Source organism: Saccharopolyspora taberi (assembly GCF_039534165.1).
Classification (GTDB): Bacteria; Actinomycetota; Actinomycetes; order Mycobacteriales; family Pseudonocardiaceae; genus Saccharopolyspora_D; species Saccharopolyspora_D taberi.
In genome coordinates this window covers 277,883-296,439 of record NZ_BAAAUX010000011.1, presented here as the reverse complement: position 1 = coordinate 296,439, position 18,557 = coordinate 277,883, and the positions used below count along the sequence as shown (strand labels likewise).

Below are 18,557 nucleotides of genomic sequence, written 5' to 3'. Positions count from 1 at the left end.
AACTACCTTGAAGACCATCCAGCACTGGATCGACGGCAAGTCCGTGGAGGGCACCTCGGGGCGCCACGGGGACGTGACGAATCCGGCGACCGGGGAGCGGACCGGGCGGGTCGCCTTCGCCGACGTGTCCGAAGTGGACGCCGCGGTGGAGTCGGCGGCGAAGGCGTTCGCCTCGTGGGGCTCGGTTTCGCTGGCCAAGCGCGCGCAGGTCCTGTTCAACTACCGGGAGCTGCTGAACTCCCACCGGGACGAGATCGCGTCGCTGATCACCGCTGAGCACGGCAAGGTGCACTCCGACGCGTTGGGAGAGGTGGCGCGCGGGCTGGAGATCGTCGAGCTGGCGTGCGGGATCCCGCAGCTGCTCAAGGGAGAGATCTCCACCCAGGTCTCGACCCGGGTCGATGTGGAGTCGATCCGCCAGCCGCTCGGGGTGGTCGCCGGGATCACGCCGTTCAACTTCCCGGCGATGGTGCCGCTGTGGATGTTCCCGCTGGCCATCGCCTGCGGCAACACCGTGGTGCTCAAGCCGAGCGAGAAGGACCCCTCGGCCACGCTGCGGCTGGTCGAGCTCGCTTCGGAGGCCGGCGTTCCGGACGGTGTGCTGAACCTGGTGCACGGCGACAAGACCGCGGTGGACCGGCTGCTGGAACACCCCGACGTCGCGGCGGTGTCGTTCGTGGGATCGACGCCGATCGCCAAGCACGTCCACGACACCGCGAGCGCGAACGGCAAGCGCGTGCAGGCGCTGGGCGGGGCGAAGAACCACATGCTGGTGCTGCCCGACGCCGATCTCGACCAGGCAGCCGACGCCGCGGTCTCGGCCGCCTACGGCTCGGCCGGTGAGCGGTGCATGGCCGTGTCGGTGGTCGTGGCCGTGGACCCGGTCGGTGACGAGCTGGTTTCCAGGATCGCCGACCGCGCCCGGGCCCTGACGATCGGACCGGGCACCGATCCGGTCTCGGAGATGGGGCCGCTGATCACCGCGGCGCACCGGGACAAGGTCGCCTCCTACGTGCCGAAGGCCCGCGAGCAGGGCGCGGAGGTCGTCGTGGACGGCACCGATCTGATGGTCGAGGGCCACGAGAACGGGTTCTTCGTCGGCGTGAGCCTGCTGGACAAGGTCACCCCCGACATGGACGCCTACCGGGACGAGATCTTCGGCCCGGTGCTGGCGGTGGTCCGCGCCGCCAGCTACGAGGAGGCGATCGGGCTGATCAACTCCTCGCGGTGGGGCAACGGAACCGCGATCTTCACCCGCGACGGCGGTGCGGCCCGCCGCTTCCGGTTGGAGGTCGAGGCCGGCATGGTCGGCGTCAACGTCCCGATCCCGGTCCCGGTCGGCTACCACTCCTTCGGCGGCTGGAAGGACTCCCTGTTCGGCGACCACCACATCTACGGCACCGACGGCGTGCACTTCTACACCCGAGGCAAGGTCATCACCACTCGCTGGCCCGACCCCAGCGACGGCGGCATCGACCTCGGATTCCCCAGCAACAGCTGACCGGAACCCGGCCAGGTCCTGATCTGCGAACAACGCGTGCCCCCGCCCGATCCGGCGGGGGCACGCGGCGTTTCACCGCGCGACGACGAGTCGGATTTGACAGCCCGGATTTGACAGGAGGTGGAGAATGAAAAATCGGCGTGTTCCCCAGCAATAGCAGGAGAATCCGCCGAATCTGGGATCAGAATAGCCGCTGTGAGGGGCATGTGTCAAGCCAGGGGTACGAAGAGGAACTGCGGTCCGAGCGGGACCACGTGGCCGGGCTCTACGCGCGGCTCGACGCCGAACGCGCGCGGGCGAAGGGGGAATACCGCGCGGCGCTGCGGGGAGACGGCGCGACCCCCATGGAGCGCGACGTCGAGGTGCGCGCCCGGGCCAAGGAGGTGAAGCGGCTCGACGTGGCGGACAACGGGCTGTGCTTCGGCCGGTTGGACGCGATCACGGGCGAGCGTTCCTACATCGGCCGGATCGGGCTTTTCGACGAGGAGAACGAGTACGAGCCGGTGCTGCTCGACTGGCGGGCGCCCGCGGCGCGCGCGTTCTACGTCGCCACCGCCGCGTCCCCGGAGAACATGCGGCGGCGCCGCCAGTTCCACACCAGCGGGCGCCGCGTGGTCGACTTCACCGACGAGGAGTTCGGCCGTCCCGGTGAGGACGCGCGCGGTGACGCCGCCCTGCTCGCGGCGGTCAACGCGCCGCGCGGCGAGGGGATGCGCGACATCGTGGCCACGATCCAGGCCGAGCAGGACGAGATCATCCGGCACGCGCACCCGGGCGTCCTGGTGATCGAGGGCGGCCCGGGCACCGGCAAGACCGTCGTGGCGCTGCACCGCGTCGCGTACCTGCTCTACACCCAGCGGGAGCGGATGGAACGCCACGGCGTGCTCGTCGTCGGGCCGAATCCGGCTTTCCTGAACCACATCGGCCGCGTCCTGCCGTCGCTGGGCGAGTCCGATGTCGTGTTCATGACCACTGGCGACCTGGTGCCGAGGCTGCGCGTCACCGCCGAGGACACCCCGGAAGTCGCGCGGATCAAGGGATCGCTGAAGATCCTCGACGTGCTCGCGGCGGCGGTCGCCGACCGGCAGCGGCTGCCGGAGAACCCGCTGCCGGTCGAGCTTTCCGACGTCACGGTGCGGATCGACGCCGAGACCGCGGAGTGGGCCAGGCAGGAGGCGCGGGACAGCGGGTTGCCGCACAACGAGGCCCGCGCGGTGTTCCGCGAGATCGTCACCTACGTGCTCACCGAGCGGGCCGTGGCGCGGATCGGCCGGGGATGGCTGACGCGCGAGAACCGCGAGGCGTGGGAGGACCTGCGGGTGGACGTGCACGAGGACCTCGCCGAGTCCGACCAGTTCATCGCGGCGCTCGACGAGCTCTGGCCGGTCCTGACGCCGGAAACCCTGTTGGGGCCGCTGTACGAATCCCGCGAGCGGCTGCGGGCCGCCGGTGCCGACGAGGCGCTGCTGCGCACGCAGGGGGACGCCTGGACGGTGTCGGACGTGCCGCTGCTCGACGAGCTGGCCGACCTGCTGGGCCAGGACAAGGCGGCCGACCGCACCGCCGACCGGGAGCGCGCGGAGGAGGCCGAGTACGCCGAGGGAGTGCTGGAAATCCTCCAGATGGAACGCCACGACCTCATGGACGACGAGGACCACCTGCTCGCCCAGGACCTCGTCGACGCCGAGGACCTGGCGGACCGCTTCGTCGAGCACGACACCCGCGAACTCGTCGAACGCGCCGCGGCGGACCGGGACTGGACCTACCGGCACGTCGTGGTCGACGAGGCGCAGGAACTGTCCGAAATGGACTGGCGGGTGCTGATGCGGCGCTGCCCGGCGCGGTCGTTCACCGTGGTCGGCGATCTCGCCCAGCGCCGGTCGGAGGCCGGAGCGAGGTCGTGGGGCGCGATGCTGGAGCCGTACGTGCCCGGCCGCTGGGTGTACCGGTCGCTGTCGGTGAACTACCGCACCCCGTCGGAGATCATGACGGTCGCCGCCGCGCTGCTCGCCGAGTTCGCCCCCGCGGTCCAGCCGCCGGACTCGGTCCGCGCGTGCGGCGTCCAGCCGTGGTCCAGGCAGGTCACCGAGGACGAACTGCCCGCTGCGATCGAGGAATTCAGGCGGGCGGAGGCCGGTCGCGAAGGCACCAGCGTGGTGATCGGACCGCCGGGAGTGCCGGGCGCGGTGGCGGCTTCGGAGACCAAGGGGCTGGAGTTCGACGCCGTCCTGGTCGTGGATCCGGACGAGATCCTCGCCGACGGCCCGCGCGGAGCGGCCGAGCTCTACGTCGCCCTGACCCGCGCCACCCAGCGCCTCGGCGTCCTGCACCGGGGCCCGCTGCCGAAGGCGCTGGCCGGGCTCGTCGAAGCCGGGACGGCGTAGCACCGCGCGGCCGGCCCCGGAACCGGGGTCGGCCGCGGCCGGTTCCGGAACCCGGGGCAGGCCGCCTTCCGGCGTCGGGTTTCTTCGTCGCCGTGGCGGGAACCCTGCTCGGCTGCCTGGCTTTTAGCGCACCTGGACCGGTCACGACAGCGCCAGGACGACCTTGCCGCGAGCCGCCCCGCTCCGGACGCGCTGCGCGGCTTCGTTCGCGCGGTCGAAGGGGAAAACCTGGTCGACCACCGGTCGAAGCTCGCCATCCCGGAGGGCGGGCAGCATCGCTTCGTAGGCTTCGCCGAGCAGGCGGGAGAGCACTTCGGAGCGGCCGTAGGAGACGCCGCGCACGGTGAGGTGGCGGTACGACAGGTCGTCGACGTTGATGGTCGCCGCGGCCCCGCCGAGGCGACCCACCTGCACCACCTGGCCGTCGATGCGGGTGGCGGGCAGGACTTCCGCGAAGGTCTGGCCCGCCACGTGGTCCACCGCGAGGTCCACGCCGATGCCGCCGGTCGCCGCGAGCACGGTCTTGGTGAGCGGTTCGGCGGAGGTCACGATGACCTGGTCGGCGCCGAGCCCGGTCAGCAGGTCCGCCTTGCCGGGCGAACGCGTCGTCGCCAGAACGCGGCTCGCGCCGAGCACCCGCGCCAGCTGGACGCCGACCAGCCCGATGGCGGACGTGGCTCCCGTGACGAGCACGGTCTGCCCGGCGGCGAGACGGCCGGCGCTGAGCGCGCCGTACTCGGTGAGCAGCGCGACGGGGAGCGTGACGCCTTCATGGACCTCCAGACCGTCCGGGATCGGTAGCGCCAGGTCGCTCTGCGCCACCGCGTACTCGGCGAAGGCGCGCGAGGTGGTGGCCATGACGCGCGAACCCACGCGCGCCGCGTCGACCCCGGCGCCCACGGCGGTGATGGTCCCGGCCACCTCGTGGCCCGCGACCAGCGGCTCGGCGGTGTCGCCCGGCCCCTGGTCCAGCGCGCGGACGTCGCCGTTGTTCAGCGCGAACGCGACTGCCCGGATCAGCACCTGCCCGGGCCCCGGGCTCGGCGACTCGACGCGGACCGGCTCCCAGGTGTGCTGCGGCGTGACCGCGAGTGCGGTGATCGTGCTCAAGAGGACTCCTCGGTGCTCGTCGGTGAACTCACCGTGGGGGATCAGCCGGCAAACGAACGGCGGAAGGATTGTCCACCCGACACGGTGCGCTGCATGTCGGCCAAACGCATGAGTTCGTACGGCCAGGTCCTCGTTGCTCCTCAGTGGTCAGATCTTGTTGCGGGCGATGAGTTGCGCGGCGATGACGTTGCGTTGGATCTCGTTGGTGCCCTCGCCGACGATCATCAGTGGGGCGTCGCGGAAGTAGCGTTCGACGTCGTATTCCTTGGAGTAGCCGTAACCGCCGTGCACGCGGATCGCGTCGAGGGCGACCTGCATGGCGGTTTCGGAGGCGAACAGCTTGGCCATTCCGGCTTCCATGTCGGCCCGCTCCCCGGCGTCCAGCTTCTCGGCGGCGTCGAGAGTCAGCAGCCGGGCCGCGCGCATCTTCGTGGCCATGTCGGCGAGCAGGTTGCCGACCGACTGGTGTTTCCAGATCGGTTTGCCGAACGATTCGCGTTCCTGGGCGTAGCGCACGGCGGTGTCGAGTGCGGCCTGGCCGACGCCGAGGGCGCGGGAGGCGACCTGGATCCGGCCGACTTCCAGGCCGCGCATCATGTGCGCCCAGCCCTGGTTCGGCGTTCCGCCGAGCACGGCGTCCTGGGGGACGGGCATCTGGTCGAAGACCAGCTCGCAGGCTTCGACGCCGCGGTAGCCGAGCTTGGGGAGCTTCCTGGAGATGGTCAGCCCGTGGCCGGGTTCGACTAGGAGCACGCTCATGCCGCGGTGGGCGGGTTCGGCGTCGCGGTCGGTGAGGCACAGCAGGCCGATGAGACCGGAGTGGACGGCGTTGGAGATCCACGTCTTGGACCCGGTGATCGACCACCCGTCCCCATGAGGTGTGGCGTGGGTGCGCATGGCTTGCAGGTCGCTGCCGCCGCCGGGTTCGGTCAGCGCCATCGTGGCCCGGATGCTGCCATCGGCCATCTTGGGCAGGTAGCGCTCGCGCTGCTCCGGGGTGCCGAAGGTCTTGATGAGGTAGGTGATCACGGAGTGCCCGCCGATGGCGCCTGCGAGGCTCATCCAGCCGCGCGCGAGTTCCTCGGTGACGCGCGCGAAGCAGGCGGTGCTGACGTCGACCCCGCCGTGTTCGGTCGGCGCGAGCAGCCCGAAGAACCCGAGTTCCTTCATCTCGTCGATGAACTCGGCAGGGTAGAGGTCGTCTTCTTCGAACTCCCGTACCCGCGGGCGTACCCGTTCGTCGACGAATTCCCTGACCAGAGCGACGATCTGCTGCTCGTCTGCGTTGAGCGCCATTGGACGTGTCCTTCTTCCGCTGCGTTGCGGTCACTGCTGCGGCACGAGCGCGTGAATCAGCTGTCTCGCTTCGGCCCGACATACCTCGCTCCACCGGGCGAGCGCGCGTGCGGCGCGCAGTCGGGTGTTTCGGGCGGCCGACTCGTCCAGGGCGATCTCGCGCGCGACCGCGGCGGCCGTGTCCCGGTAGCCGCGATGCAACTGCACCAGGGTTCCCGCGCAGCGCAGCCGAACGACCGGCCCGAGGCTTTCGTCCTTGGCCATCGCGCGGAGCGGCAGAACGGCGTCGGCGGGAGCCAGGAAACCGATTGCTCGGAGGACTCGGTTCCGGTGCAAGGGATTCGGGCTGGTGAGCAGGCTTTCGAGCAGTGCCAGGGCATCGCGTCGACGGCTGGGCGCGATCTCGCCGAGCACCTGCGCGGCGTGGGCTCGTGCGGTGACGGGGAGCGCGTCGTCGCCGGCGATCAAGTGCAGCGCGTCGATGGCAAGCCGGTGGCCCCGCGCCCCGACCTTCGCGAGGTCCCTGGCGACGCGCCAGCGCAAGGCCGGGCGCTGCTCGGGGTCGGTGGCGAGGGCGTTGAGCGTGGACGCGGCTGCTGCGCGATCTTCCACGGCATAGGGGCGGAGCATCATGGCCGCCTTCCACCGCGTCGCGGGACGGGTCCGGTCGTCGTCCCGCAACGCCCTCAACCGGCGGAGCCCGTCCTCGTGCCTGCGGGTGTAGAGGACGTCCGGCTGGTCCGGAGGCTCATCGCTCGCGAGATCCGGAAGTTGTGAGTTTTTCAGGAGGAGAGCCAAAGCCCGACGACGTTCCCGGCGGGGGAGTGTCGTGTCCTGGTACCGGCTTCGCGCCTCGGCCAGGACGCGTTGGCGGTCGTCGCCGGTCAGCTTCGCCAGTTCCCGGCGGGCGGCGAACGGGGCGCAGCCCTCGCGGATGAACCGCTCCAGCAGCTCGCGGGCTTCGGCGAGGTGGCGTGGCGAGAGCACGGCAAGGGCCGCTGCCGCCGCGACGCGTTCGGTCGGAAGGCTTTCTGCGGCGGTGATTTCCTCTCGGATGGCGGTCTCGGATTCCCTCCGCAGGGCAAGCCCAGCTCGGGGTCCGGTGCCGGGGATCCGGCTTTCGATCGGAGCCGTGCGGTCCGCGAGCAGATCACGCTCGGCATCCAGTAGTAGAGAGGGAGGCAGAGCCCTGAGCAGGCTGCGGAACTGATGCGCCCTGAACGCGGGATCGCGCAGAATGCCAAGCGCCAGTTGAACGACGTCGTCCGGATTGCCGACATACAGAAGGCCCAGCCAGTTGACAGCCGTGGCCCGTTCTGCGGGCGTTGCGCGCACGTCGGTGCTGAAGTGCCGGAGCGCGGACAGCGCTTCCCGCGCAAGATCCGGCCTGAGCAGGGCGAGCCGGTATGCGGCCTCGCATCGGTCCCGGATCGTCGCGTTCTCGTCTTCGAGCACGGTGCGGCGCTGTGCTGCCACCTCGTCGCGGCTGCTGGGATCGAGTTCGGCCAGTCGCACCTGCACGTCGGTGCGGGACCAGAAGCTGAGGTGGTCGTCTTCGGCTTGGTCGCGGAGTTCCGCGACTGCGTCGGGTGTCAGGTCCGGACACAGTTCCGGAAGAATCGATGCGACGAGTTCACGTTGGTTTCGGGAAGCGGTCGTGTCCGCGAGGAGTGCACGCAGCGGCGGAATGATCTCGGCTCCGAGGCGCGAGAGCTCGATGACGGTCTCCCACCACATGTACCTCCGAGCGTTCTCGCTGAGCTGGAGAACTTCGGTGACGGCGTCGCCGAGGTACCCGGGATCGAGTCTCGCCAGTGCGACGACCGCCGAGAGGCGCACTTTCACGTCGGCGGCTTCGTCGCCGATGACGGAACGCAGGACGTCCTCCACGTCCGGTCCGGTGGCGAATCCCAGAACGTCCAGCGCCGCAACGGCATACCACCTGCGCGCGGAAGGTTCTCCGGCATCGTGCATCACTGCTTTCAGCACGTCCGCCAACGCGGCGCGGTGACCACGGCCCGCAGCGGCGAATCCTTCGGCCGGGTGGCTGAGATCGAAGTCCACCGGCAGTTCGGAACGAAGCAGCTCCCGGATTCCTTCCACGGCCACGCCATGAAACGAGCGGCCGAGTGAGACGAGGCTCCGCGCCGCCGAGACGCGAATCCGCAGTTCTCGCGTCGTATCGGCCAGCAACGACCGCAGCGCGTCCGCGATCTGCCGCGGGTCCTCCCCAGGCGAGGTGGTGGCGAGTACGGCGGCGTTCATCACGCCGATGTCCGAGTACTTCGACAGGAGCAGGTCGAGCAGCGAGTTCATACTCTCGTCCCGGAACGTCGTCCGGAGCCCGAGCAGCTCTCGCCACGCCCGGGCGCTGACGAGCGGATCCTGGTGGCTGCGGGCGAGCACCACCAGATGCGCCGCAGCTTCGTCGTGGAACTCGGGACCGGATCGGACGAGTTTCGCGGCGGCGTCGCATCTGGCCTGGGCGTCGGCACCGAAGTCGGCCAGTTCGGCACGCAGGTGCCGCAGCGCGGGGCCGCGATGGGGCTCGCCCAACTCGGCGAGCTCGCCGAGCGCGGTGACGCGGTTGCCCGGACTGGCAAGCGGATCGGTCAGCTGCCGGTGGAACTCCTGCGCGGCTTCGGCGTGGAACTCGGGACCGAGCTCGATCAGCGACGAAGCCGCCCACAGGCTGCTGTTCGGGACCACCCGGTGCTTGGCGAGCATTGCACGCAGCTGATCAGCCGCGTGTTCCCGGTACTTGGGGCCGCACTGGACGAGCCGGGCCAGGGTGAACCACTGCCCCACGACTACGAGCTCCGATTCCTGCGACATGCCCAGCAGCAGCTCCCCCGCAGCGACCCGGCTCTGCGGCCCAAGCTCGGCGAGAGTCTCGGCCATGACGGACCGGTCGATCAGGTTGTGCCGCCGGTCGGTGCACAGAGCGGTCAACGCCTCCACCGCATCGGCCACGTGCCGCGGCCCGAGCGAAGCCAGCCCGAGTGCCGCATCCCGCCTGCCGGCGGTGCTCTGCACGGGATCCCGCAGCACGGCACGGAAAACCTCCGCGCTGCGCTCGGAGAACTCCACGCCGATCTCGACCAGGCCGGTCGCCGCGTCGACCGCGTCCTGGGTCGGTGTGCGGTCATCGGCCAGCAGCGCCGACAGCGCGGCGACGGCGTCCTCCCGGGCGCGCGCCCCGAACACGGACAGGACGACCGCCGCCGTGCGGCAGCTCGCCCCGCTCGCGGCGGGATCGCACAGCACCGACCGCAGGCCGCGCTCGGCGGCCTCGCGTTCGTCGTTGCCGCACTGCGCAAGGGTTTCCGCCGCCGCCAGCCGGTGCTCGACACCCGCACCCGGGTCGTCCACCGCCGCCCGCAGGAGCGTGAGCGCGTCGCCGTTGTGGTCGCAGCGCAGCCGGACGGCCAGTGCCGCAGCGGCCTCCGTTCGCGACTGCCAGGGAGCGTTCTCGTCGTGCATCAGGTCGGTGAGCCACCGGACCAGCGCGGGATGGTGGGCCGCGCGGCTGGCCTGGGCCAGGATGTCGCTCGCCGGGTAGCGGGTGGTCATGGCCCAGCCGTGCACCGTCTCCAGGAACGCGTCCACGACGTCGGTGCTCGCGGGGACGTGCTTGGCCAGCAGGCGTGCGGCGAGCAGGTGCTGCTCGGAGTTGCCCGCGTGCAGCCATCGGACCATGCGGTCTGCTTGGGTCGGCCGGAGGCGCGTGTAGTGCAGAAGCACCGCACGGGCGTGGCGGCCGTGTTCCTTCGGACGCGCCGCGTGGAGGAGTTCGGTGAACTCCTCGTCGTCGGGGTCGAACTGCTCGGGCAGCGCGCGGGCCTTGGCGGTCGCGGCGAGGTGTTCGGCGAAGCTGTGGTGCAGGAACCTGAGGTCGTCGCCTCGCACGACCAGCGGGCCGACCGACGTCAGGAACGTCGTCAGATCTTCCTGCCAGGACGGCGGGAGTTCGCTCGCGGGCAGGTGCGCGTGCGCCCAGTCCCGCGCGGCGGTCACCAGCGAGGTGTCGGTTTCCAGCCGGACCCGGCCGAGGTGTTCCAGCAGTTCGGTGTGCCGGCCCTCGAACGGCCCGGACGTGCGGGCATGCAGCAGGAAGGCCAGGTACGCCTCGTAAAGCTCGTACTGGTTGTCCGGCAGCGGGCGGTCCTCGTGCTGCTGGAAGATGATCGCCGCGATCGTCGCGAGCAGCGGCACCTGGACGAGCTCGTCGAGGTGGGCTTCGCGGACCTGCCGGACGAACCGGCGCGCGCTTCCCGCGTCGTCGAACCAGTTCTCGGCGAAGCGGCGCAGCGCCTGCTCGTCGAACGGCTGGAGTTCGTAGCGGCTGCACCCGATCCGCTGGAGCGGGGCGAGCGCGGCACCTTCGATCGGCCTGGTGGTGACGACGACGCGGTGCGACCCCGCCGGGTCGGAAGCCCACGACGCCAGCACGGTCACCAGCCGGTCCCGCTCCGCGCTGTCGGCGACCTCGTCAAGCGCGTCGACCAGCAGCAGCCACCGGCAGCCCGCGACCCGGCCGCCCAGCAGCCGGGCGTCGACCGGCGTGCGCAGCAGCGCGCCGTACTCCGCCCGCACGCTCGCCGCGAGGGCTTCGGGGAACGACAGGTCCAGCCGGGCGGCGAGTTCCCTGGCCGTGAGCCGCAGCGGGACGACCGGTTCGGCCAGCGGCGGGTCGTCGTCCTGCCCGGCCCAGCGCGCCGCGACGTCGGCCGTCAGCCGCAACGACAGCGTCGACTTGCCCTGCCCCGGCCCACCGGTGATCAGCAGGTGCTCCTCGCCGTCCAGCACCTCGCGCACGGTCCGGGAAGGCGGGCGCACCGCCAGCCGGACGACCGGGACGCTGGGAACGTCCACCAGCTGCCCGCGTTCGTCGAGCACCGGCGCGGGCTGCGGCTGGTCGGTGTGCTGCTCTTCGGTCCCGCTGCCCAGCTCCTGGCGCACGTAGACCGTGGTCAGCGACGGTCGGCGCGCGCCGGGCAGCCGGTACGGGAGCTCGTGCGCGGCCTGCACCTGGGCGTGCAGCAGCGAGCGGATCTCGACCGGGAGTTCGGGAAGTTCCGACCACTCCACCGGTCCGGTCTCCGGAACGGAGGCGCCGCTTTCCGGTACGCCCAGGTGGAAGTGCACCCCGCCGTGGATCGTGCCAGCCTGGACCGTCGGACCGGCAGCACCACCGCTGATCGAGTTGGAGGACCCATCTCCCCGTGCCACACGACCTCCTCACTAGCCGTGAGGCGCATGTTCTCATGAATACCGGCGGGCGCGGCCGGGGTCGGCTCAGCGACCCCGGCCGCGCCGTGGGTGTCCACAGTGGTCAGAGGCGTGGGTCGACCGGCTCGGATTCCAGCGCGAGCACCGCGAACACGCACTCGTGGATCCGCCACAGCGGCTCCCCGCGCGCGAGCCGGTCCAGCGCCTCGATGCCCAGCGCGTACTCGCGCGCCGCCAGCGACCGCTTCCGGCCGAGGCCGCGCTGCCGCAGGCGGTCGAGGTGCCGGGGCTCGGTGTAGTCGGGGCCGTAGATGATCCGCAGGTACTCCCGCCCGCGCACCTTGACCCCCGGCTGCACCAGGCCCTTGCCGCCCCGGGTCAGGTTCGCGGCGGGCTTGACGACCATGCCCTCGCCGCCCGCCGAGGTCAGCTGCTCCCACCAGGCCACGCCCGCCGCGATCGAGTCCGGATCGGTGGTGTCGACCAGCTGCCTGCGGGTCGGCGCGAACAGCTCCGGATCAGCTGCCACCAGCCGGTCGGAAACGGCCAGGTGCCATTCGTGCGGGCGCTCGTGGTACGTCGCTGCCTCGCCGGCCAGCAGCTGGAACGGAGCGAGCCGGAGCCCGCTCAGCTCTTCGGTGGGCCAGCAGTACCGCCGGTAGGCGTCGCGGAACCCCTCGGCGTTGACGGCCCGCCCTGCGGTCCGCTCGCGCAGCTCGCTCACGTCGACACCGCGCCCCGCCGCCGCTTCCAGCGCCGCCACCGCGGCGGGCAGCGCCGCACCGGCGGCTGCGCCGACCGAGGCGTACTGCGTCGTGATCAGGCTGCCCGCCTTGGCGCTCCACGGCATCAGCTCCGCGTCGAGCAGCAGCCAGTCGGAGCCGAGCTCGTCCCAGAGCCCCGCGGCGGAAACCGCGTCCCGAACCCGGGCGAGCAGCTTCCCGGTCCGCTCCGGGTCGAAGAACGGACGGCCGGTGCGGGTGTGGACCGATCCGGGGCCCTCGACGCCGAACCGGGCCGGTGCGGTCGAGGAGTCCCGGCAGACCAGCACGACCGCACGGGAGCCCATGTGCTTCTCCTCGCACAGCACGCTCTGCACGCCGTCGGACCGGTACCCGGCGAACGCCTCCTCGGGGTGCTCCAGCACGTCGGCGCGCGAGGACGTCCTGGTGGGTGCCATCGTCGGCGGCAGGTATAGCAGCCAGCGCGGGTCGACCGCGAACCTGCTCATCACCTCCAGCGCCGCCGCGGCGCGCTCCGGGAGCACCGACACGCGGCCGTGGTGCCGGGTCTGCACGACCCGGTGCCCGGAGACGTCGTCGAGGTTGAGCACGTCCGGTTCGAGGCGCGCCGCGCCGTCGGCAGCCGGAGGCAGCTCTTCGGGCGGCAGCAACGGCTTCGCCGGTTCGAAGTGAACCCGGTGCGCGGGAACGGAGACGACCTCCCGCTCCGGATAGCGCAGGGCGGTGAGCTTCCCGCCGAACACGCATCCGGTGTCCAGGCACATCGTGCCGTTGACCCACTCCGCCTCGGGCATCGGCGTGTGGCCGTAGAGCACCATCGCCTTGCCCCGGTACTCGTTGGCCCACGGGTAGCGAACCGGAAGCCCGTACTCGTCGGTCTCCCCGGTGGTCTGCCCGTACAGCGCGAAATCCCGCACCTTCGGGGACGCCCGCCGGTGGTACTTCTCGGGCAGACCCGCGTGCGCGACCACGAGCCGCCCGCCGTCGAGCACGTAGTGCGCGACCAGCCCGTCGCAGAACTCCTCGGCCTGCTTGCGGAACTCCTCGGGCTGTTCGGCGAGCTGGTCCAGCGACTCGGCCAGGCCGTGGGAGATCGTGACGTTTCGCCCGCGCAGCGCGCGCACGAGCTTCTGCTCGTGGTTGCCGCACACCGCCATCGCCGTCCCGGCGGCCACCATGCCCATCGCCAGCCGGAGCACGCCCGGCGTGTCGGGGCCCCGGTCGACCAGGTCGCCGACGAACACCGCCCGGCGGCCCTCGGGGTGGGCGGCACCGATCGCCCGGCCCTCGGCGTCGCGTTCGATCCGGTAGCCCAGCGCGCCGAGCAGTTCCTCCAGCTCCGCGCGGCAACCGTGCACGTCGCCGATGACGTCGAACGGCCCGGTCTCGTCCCGCCGGTCGTTGAACAGCGGCTCCACCTCGATGGTGGCCGCGTCGATCTCCGCCACCCCGCGCAGCACGTGCACCCGGCGGAAACCCTCGCGCTGCAACGACTTCAGCGACCGCCGCAGCTCCGAGCGGTGCCTGCGGACCACCTGCGGGCCGAAGTCGCGGTCGGAGCGCTCCGCGTTGCGCGCCACGCAGACCGACTCCGGCACGTCGAGCACGATCGCCACCGGCAGCACGTTGTGCTCCCGGGCCAGCGACACCAGCGCCGCGCGGGAGTTGCGCTGGACGTTGGTCGCGTCCACGACCGTGATCCGGCCCGCCGCCAGGCGTTTGGCCGCGACGTGGTGCAGCGCGTCGAAGGCGTCGGCCGACGCGGACTGGTCGTTCTCGTCGTCGGCGACCAGGCCCCGGAAGAAGTCGCTGGAGAGCACCTGGGTCGGCCGGAAGTGCCGGGCGGCGAACGTCGACTTGCCCGAGCCGGACGCGCCGATCAGGACCACCAATGCCATGTCGGGTACGGCGAGCCGCATCAGCGCACCTCCTCGGCGGTGAACACGGCGAGCTGGGTCGGCGCCCCGGCGCCGGGGTCCTCCGGCCCGACGGGCAGCAGCCGCACTCGGTAGCCGTTGCGGGCGGCCACTCCCTCCGCCCATTCGCGGAACTGCTGCCTGGTCCACTCGAAGCGGTGGTCGGGGTGCCGGAACGCGCCGGCGGGCAACTTCTCGAAAAGCACGTTGTACTCCACGTTCGGTGTGGTCACGACGACGGAACCGGGATGCGCGGAGCCGAACACCGCGCGTTCCAGCGCGGGAAGCCGGTCCGGTTCCACGTGCTCGATCACCTCCATGAGCACGGCCGCGTCGTAACCGGCGAGAGCGGGATCGTGGTAGGTCAGCGCCGACTGGCGCAGGGTGACCCGTTCCCGCTTGGCTGCCGGGAGCCGGTCCAGGTTGCGGGCCGCGACCTCCAGGGCACGCGCGGAGACGTCGGCACCGACGATCTCGGTGAAGGACGGTTCCCGCGCCAGGTCGCCGAGCAGCGCACCCGAGCCGCAGCCCAGGTCGAGCACCCGCCGCGCGCCCGCGGCCCGCAGCGCTGCCAGGACGCTTCCCCGGCGCTGCACAGCCAGCGGCTCGGGGTTGTCGGCCACCGCCGGGGCGAGGGCGTTGTCGAGCTCGTCGGCGTCGGTGTCGTCGGACTCGGCGAGCTGGGTCAGCGCCGAGCGCACGTAGGACTTGCGGTGCGCGAGGTAGCGGTTGCTGATCAGCTCCCGCTCCGGGTGCGCGGCCAGCCAGCCGTCGCCCGCGCGCAGCAGCTTGTCGATCTCCTCCTCGGTGACCCAGTAGTGCTTGGCGTTGTCCAGCACCGGAAGCAGCACGTAGAGGTGGCTGAGCGCCTCGGACACGCGCAGCTGCCCGGACAGCCGCAGGTCGACGTACCGGGAGTCGCCCCACTCCGGGATCCGCGGGTCCAGCGGGACCGGGTCGGCCTCGACCTGCCAGCCGAGCGGCTCGAACAGCCTGGTGACCAGCTCGCGACCGCCCCGGCAGGGCAGCGCGGGAACCCGGACCCGCAGCGGGATCGCGGTCGCGGCCAGCTCCGGCCGCGCGTCGCAGCGGCCGTTGAGCGCGGTGCGGAACACCGTCCCCAGCGCCACGGCCAGCAGCGAGTTCGCGGTGTAGGGGCGGTCGTTGACGTACTGGCCGAGGGAGAAGCTGTCGTCGCGCCGACCTCGCACGAGCCCGACCGGGTCCACGTCCAGCAGCAGCGCGGCTGTGCATTCGCTTGGCTCTGCCACCGGGTAGAAGACGTGCGCGGTCCCGGCGGCGACGTCGAAGGACTGCGCCCGGTCGGGATGCTTGTGCAGCAGGAATCCCAGGTCGGTCGCGGGCTCGTGGGTCGTGGTCAGCGTGACGAACACCCGTCCAGTCTGGACCAGACGACCGGTGCGGCGAAGCGGATTTCGCGAAGACCGCGTTGGGCATCCACAGTGGACTCGGGTGTCAGATGTGCGGCGGTGGTGCTTCGGTGGCGGTCAGGCTGATGGCCATCGCGGTGAGCCGCCGGGCCAGCGGGTCGGGTTCGGACCTGGTCATCGCGGTCAGCTCGATGGTCCCCGCGCCGCGGCCGAGCGACCGGAACCGGACCGCGGGCCGCGCCGCCGCGGCCGCCGCGGGTACGACGGTGACGCCGAGACCGCACTCGATCATGGCGATCTGCGAGGTCACCGACCGCGCCCAGTGCGCGGGGATCGGGCTGAACCCGGCCTTGCGGCACATCGCGGCCATCGCGTCGTGGTAGTCGGGCGAGATGTGCCGGTGCAGCCACACCCACACCTCGCCGGACAGGTCGGCCAGGTCCAGCGGTTCGGTGGTGCCCCCGGCGGGGTGGCCCGCGGGCAGCGCCGCGACGAACCGGTCGACGAACAGCGAGGTCGCCGCGGTTCCGCGCACCGGTGCGGTCTGGCGCACGATCGCCCAGTCCAGGGTGCGGTCCAGCAGGCCGGTCGCGGCCTCGTGCGTGTCGATCTCCTGGATCCGGACCTCGACGTCGGGCACGGCGTCGTGGAACCGCTTGAGCAGCAGCGGGAGCGGCCACGAGAACGCCGAGGGCACCGCGCCCAGCGACAGCCGCCCGCCGCGGCCGGTGGCCGCGTGCCGGACGGCGCTCTCGGCTTCCTCCGCCTGGCGCAGCAGCGACCGGCACTGCTGCAGGAACACCCGGCCCGCCGGGCTGAGCGCGACCGAGCGCTGGGTGCGGTGCAGCAGCTCGCACCCCAGCTCCCGCTCCAGCTGCTTGATCGCCTGGGACAGCGGTGGCTGGGACATCCGCAGCCGTTCCGCGGCCCGGCCGAAGTGCAGCTCCTCGGCGACCGCGACGAAGTACCGGGCCTGCCGCGTCTCGATCACGATATGCCACTCACGATATGTAGGACCTCTTACTGAGATAGCGAATCAGACATTCACAATATATCCGCCCCCTGCTGAAGTGGGGCTATGAGCAGTTCGTCCCTCCTGGACCGCTACGCGGCGGTCGACTCCGCCGCGGTGAGCGACGCGCTCGACCAGCTCGGGCTCCCGGCGGGCGTCGGGGGCATCCGGCCGATCTGGGGAACGGCGTCGGTGGTGGGGTTCGCCGTCACCGTCGGGCTCGAACCGCGCGGCTCCGGTCCCGCCGGCGCCCACATCGCCACCACGGCGGTCGAGACCTCCGACAGCGAGAGCGTGATCGTGGTCGACAACCAGGGCCGCACCGACGTGTCGTGCTGGGGCGGCATCCTCAGCCTCGGCGCGGTGCAGCGCGGCGCGCGCGGCGTCGTCGCCGACGGGGTGTGCCGCGACATCGCAGAGGCGCGCGACCTGGGGTTCCCGATCTTCGCCCGGGGCGCGATCCCGGCCACGGCGCGGGGGAGGTTGCAGCAGCGCAGCTGCGGTGAGCCGGTCGCCATCGCCGGTCTCACGGTCCACCAGGGCGATGTCGTGATCGCGGACGAGACCGGGCTGGCCGTGGTCCCGAGAGCGCGCGCCGAGGAGGTGGTCGGGATCGCCGCCGCGATCACGGCGCGGGAACGCGCCATCGCGCTGGAGGTCCGCGGGAGCGCCCGCCTCTCCACCGCCATGCACGACGCCCGCCTCGCCGGAGCGCAGGAGCTGACGCGATGAGGACGGACCTGTCGACCGCGTCGATCTCCGACGCCCTCGACTCGCTGGGGATTCCCGGACAGCTCCACGGAATCGGAGCACTCGGCCGGGGACAGCGGGCCGTGGGGCCGGTGTTCACCGTGACCTACGAGCCGGTCGGCGAGACCGGCGGCACGGTGGGCGACTTCCTCGACGACGTTCCCGCGGGCATGGTGATGCTGATCGACAACGCCGGGCGCACGGACTGCACGGTGTGGGGCGGCATCATGAGCGAAACCGCCCACGCGCGCGGCATCGCGGGGACCGTCATCAACGGGACCTGCCGCGACGTGGCCGTGGCGACCGCTGTCGGCTACCCGATCTGGTCGGCCTCGCGGTTCATGCGGACCGGCAAGGACCGGGTCCGGGTGTCCGCGGTCCAGGCACCGGTCACCATCGGCCGGGCCGTCATCGACCCCGGCGACGTCCTGGTGGCCGACGACGACGGCGCCGTGGTCGTACCGGCCGCCCGCTGGGACGAGGTCGTCGACATCGCGCAGCACGTCGACCGCACCGAACAGGCCATCGTCGAGGCCGTCCGCGGTGGCGCCACGCTCGCCGAGGCGCGCGCCGCGCACGGCTACCACTCGCTGCAATCCCAGAAGGAGCGTTCATGAACGACCGCGCGCGCGGGCACTCCAGCGCAACGCTGTCCGAGGCGTCCGGGCTCGACATCGTCCTTTCCCCGCGGCTGCGGCCGGTCTGGAGTGGAGCCAGGCTGTGCGGGCCCGCCTTCACGGTGCAGGGCGCCGGAGGCGACAACCTCGCGCTGCACCACGCGGTGCCCCACGCCCCGCGCGGGGCCGTCCTGGTCGCCGACTTCGAGGGGGCCGCTTTCGGGCACTGGGGCGAAGTTCTCGCGGTCGCCGCCCAGCAGCGCGGGATCGCGGGGCTGCTCATCGACGGCGGTGTCCGCGACACCGCGGAGCTGGAGGCGCTCGGTTTCCCGGTCTTCTCGCGGAACAACTCGATCCTGGGCACCCGCAAGGACTTTCCCGGTGTGTTCGGAAAGCCCGTCGTGGTCGGCGGTGTCGTGGTGCGCCCGGGCGACCTCGTCGTCGCTGACGTCGACGGCGTCGTCGCGTTGCCCTCGGCGGACATCGATCAGATCCTCGACCGCGCAGACGCCCGTGTGGCCAAGGAGAACGAATTCATGGAGCAACTGCGCATGGGGCGCACCACGCTCGACCTGTACGACTTCGAAACCACCGGGCGGTGACGG

The 18,557-nt window shown here is 71.6% G+C and carries 11 protein-coding genes; 5 read left to right on the top strand and 6 right to left on the bottom strand.

The annotated features are described in order from the left end of the window. Window positions 1–7: 7 nt before the first annotated feature. Together ABD691_RS10455 and helR are read left to right on the top strand one after the other, a co-directional pair. Window positions 8–1,501, top strand: coding sequence for a CoA-acylating methylmalonate-semialdehyde dehydrogenase (locus ABD691_RS10455; protein ID WP_344679365.1), 1,494 nt, complete (start codon window positions 8–10; stop codon window positions 1,499–1,501). 206 nt (window positions 1,502–1,707) lie between these two features. Then, entirely contained in the window at window positions 1,708–3,885 is a 2,178-nt protein-coding gene (gene helR / locus ABD691_RS10450; protein ID WP_344679364.1) for an RNA polymerase recycling motor ATPase HelR, read from the top strand. A gap of 141 nt (window positions 3,886–4,026) precedes the next feature. Here the strand turns inward: helR and ABD691_RS10445 are convergent, their stop codons facing one another. The 6 genes from ABD691_RS10445 to ABD691_RS10420 form a co-directional block, all read right to left on the bottom strand. Continuing rightward, complete coding sequence (locus tag ABD691_RS10445; RefSeq protein ID WP_344679363.1) at window positions 4,027–4,995, bottom strand: quinone oxidoreductase family protein; 969 nt, start codon at window positions 4,993–4,995, stop codon at window positions 4,027–4,029. A 147-nt stretch (window positions 4,996–5,142) separates the two neighbouring features. Then, a complete protein-coding gene (locus ABD691_RS10440; protein ID WP_344679362.1) occupies window positions 5,143–6,291 on the bottom strand; it encodes an acyl-CoA dehydrogenase family protein in 1,149 nt (382 codons plus the stop codon). A gap of 30 nt (window positions 6,292–6,321) precedes the next feature. Further along, window positions 6,322–11,523 (bottom strand): HEAT repeat domain-containing protein, encoded by a 5,202-nt coding sequence (locus ABD691_RS10435; protein ID WP_344679361.1) that lies wholly within the window; start codon window positions 11,521–11,523, stop codon window positions 6,322–6,324. A gap of 103 nt (window positions 11,524–11,626) precedes the next feature. Then, window positions 11,627–14,185: a polynucleotide kinase-phosphatase gene (locus ABD691_RS10430; protein ID WP_344679360.1), complete on the bottom strand. Its 2,559-nt coding sequence runs from the start codon at window positions 14,183–14,185 to the stop codon at window positions 11,627–11,629. Then, the gene (locus ABD691_RS10425; protein ID WP_344679359.1) at window positions 14,185–15,576 is read right to left on the bottom strand and encodes a 3' terminal RNA ribose 2'-O-methyltransferase Hen1; all 1,392 of its coding nucleotides are present in this window, start codon (window positions 15,574–15,576) and stop codon (window positions 14,185–14,187) included. Before ABD691_RS10425 ends, ABD691_RS10430 begins: the two co-directional genes overlap by 1 nt. A gap of 82 nt (window positions 15,577–15,658) precedes the next feature. After that, the gene (locus ABD691_RS10420; RefSeq protein ID WP_344679358.1) at window positions 15,659–16,564 is read right to left on the bottom strand and encodes a LysR family transcriptional regulator; all 906 of its coding nucleotides are present in this window, start codon (window positions 16,562–16,564) and stop codon (window positions 15,659–15,661) included. 87 nt (window positions 16,565–16,651) lie between these two features. Between ABD691_RS10420 and ABD691_RS10415 the strand changes: the two genes are divergently transcribed. The 3 genes from ABD691_RS10415 to ABD691_RS10405 are packed head-to-tail and all read left to right on the top strand — an operon-like array spanning window position 16,652 to window position 18,554. Then, the gene (locus ABD691_RS10415; RefSeq protein ID WP_344679357.1) at window positions 16,652–17,317 is read left to right on the top strand and encodes an RraA family protein; all 666 of its coding nucleotides are present in this window, start codon (window positions 16,652–16,654) and stop codon (window positions 17,315–17,317) included. After that, on the top strand, window positions 17,314–17,952 hold the full coding sequence (locus ABD691_RS10410) for an RraA family protein (protein WP_344679356.1): 639 nt from the start codon (window positions 17,314–17,316) through the stop codon (window positions 17,950–17,952). The genes ABD691_RS10415 and ABD691_RS10410 overlap by 4 nt, the downstream gene beginning before the upstream one ends. Further along, a complete protein-coding gene (locus ABD691_RS10405) occupies window positions 17,949–18,554 on the top strand; it encodes an RraA family protein (RefSeq protein WP_344679355.1) in 606 nt (201 codons plus the stop codon). The genes ABD691_RS10410 and ABD691_RS10405 overlap by 4 nt, the downstream gene beginning before the upstream one ends. The last annotated feature ends 3 nt before the right edge of the window (window positions 18,555–18,557 follow it).

Bases quoted from the DNA above. Each gene is read 5' to 3' on its own strand.
- ABD691_RS10430 (WP_344679360.1), bottom strand. From the start codon at position 14,185: ATGCGGCTCGCCGTACCCGACATGGCATTGGTGGTCCTGATCGGCGCG.
- ABD691_RS10440 (WP_344679362.1), bottom strand. From the start codon at position 6,291: ATGGCGCTCAACGCAGACGAGCAGCAGATCGTCGCTCTGGTCAGGGAA.
- ABD691_RS10405 (WP_344679355.1), top strand. From the start codon at position 17,949: ATGAACGACCGCGCGCGCGGGCACTCCAGCGCAACGCTGTCCGAGGCG.
- ABD691_RS10410 (WP_344679356.1), top strand. From the start codon at position 17,314: ATGAGGACGGACCTGTCGACCGCGTCGATCTCCGACGCCCTCGACTCG.
- ABD691_RS10415 (WP_344679357.1), top strand. From the start codon at position 16,652: ATGAGCAGTTCGTCCCTCCTGGACCGCTACGCGGCGGTCGACTCCGCC.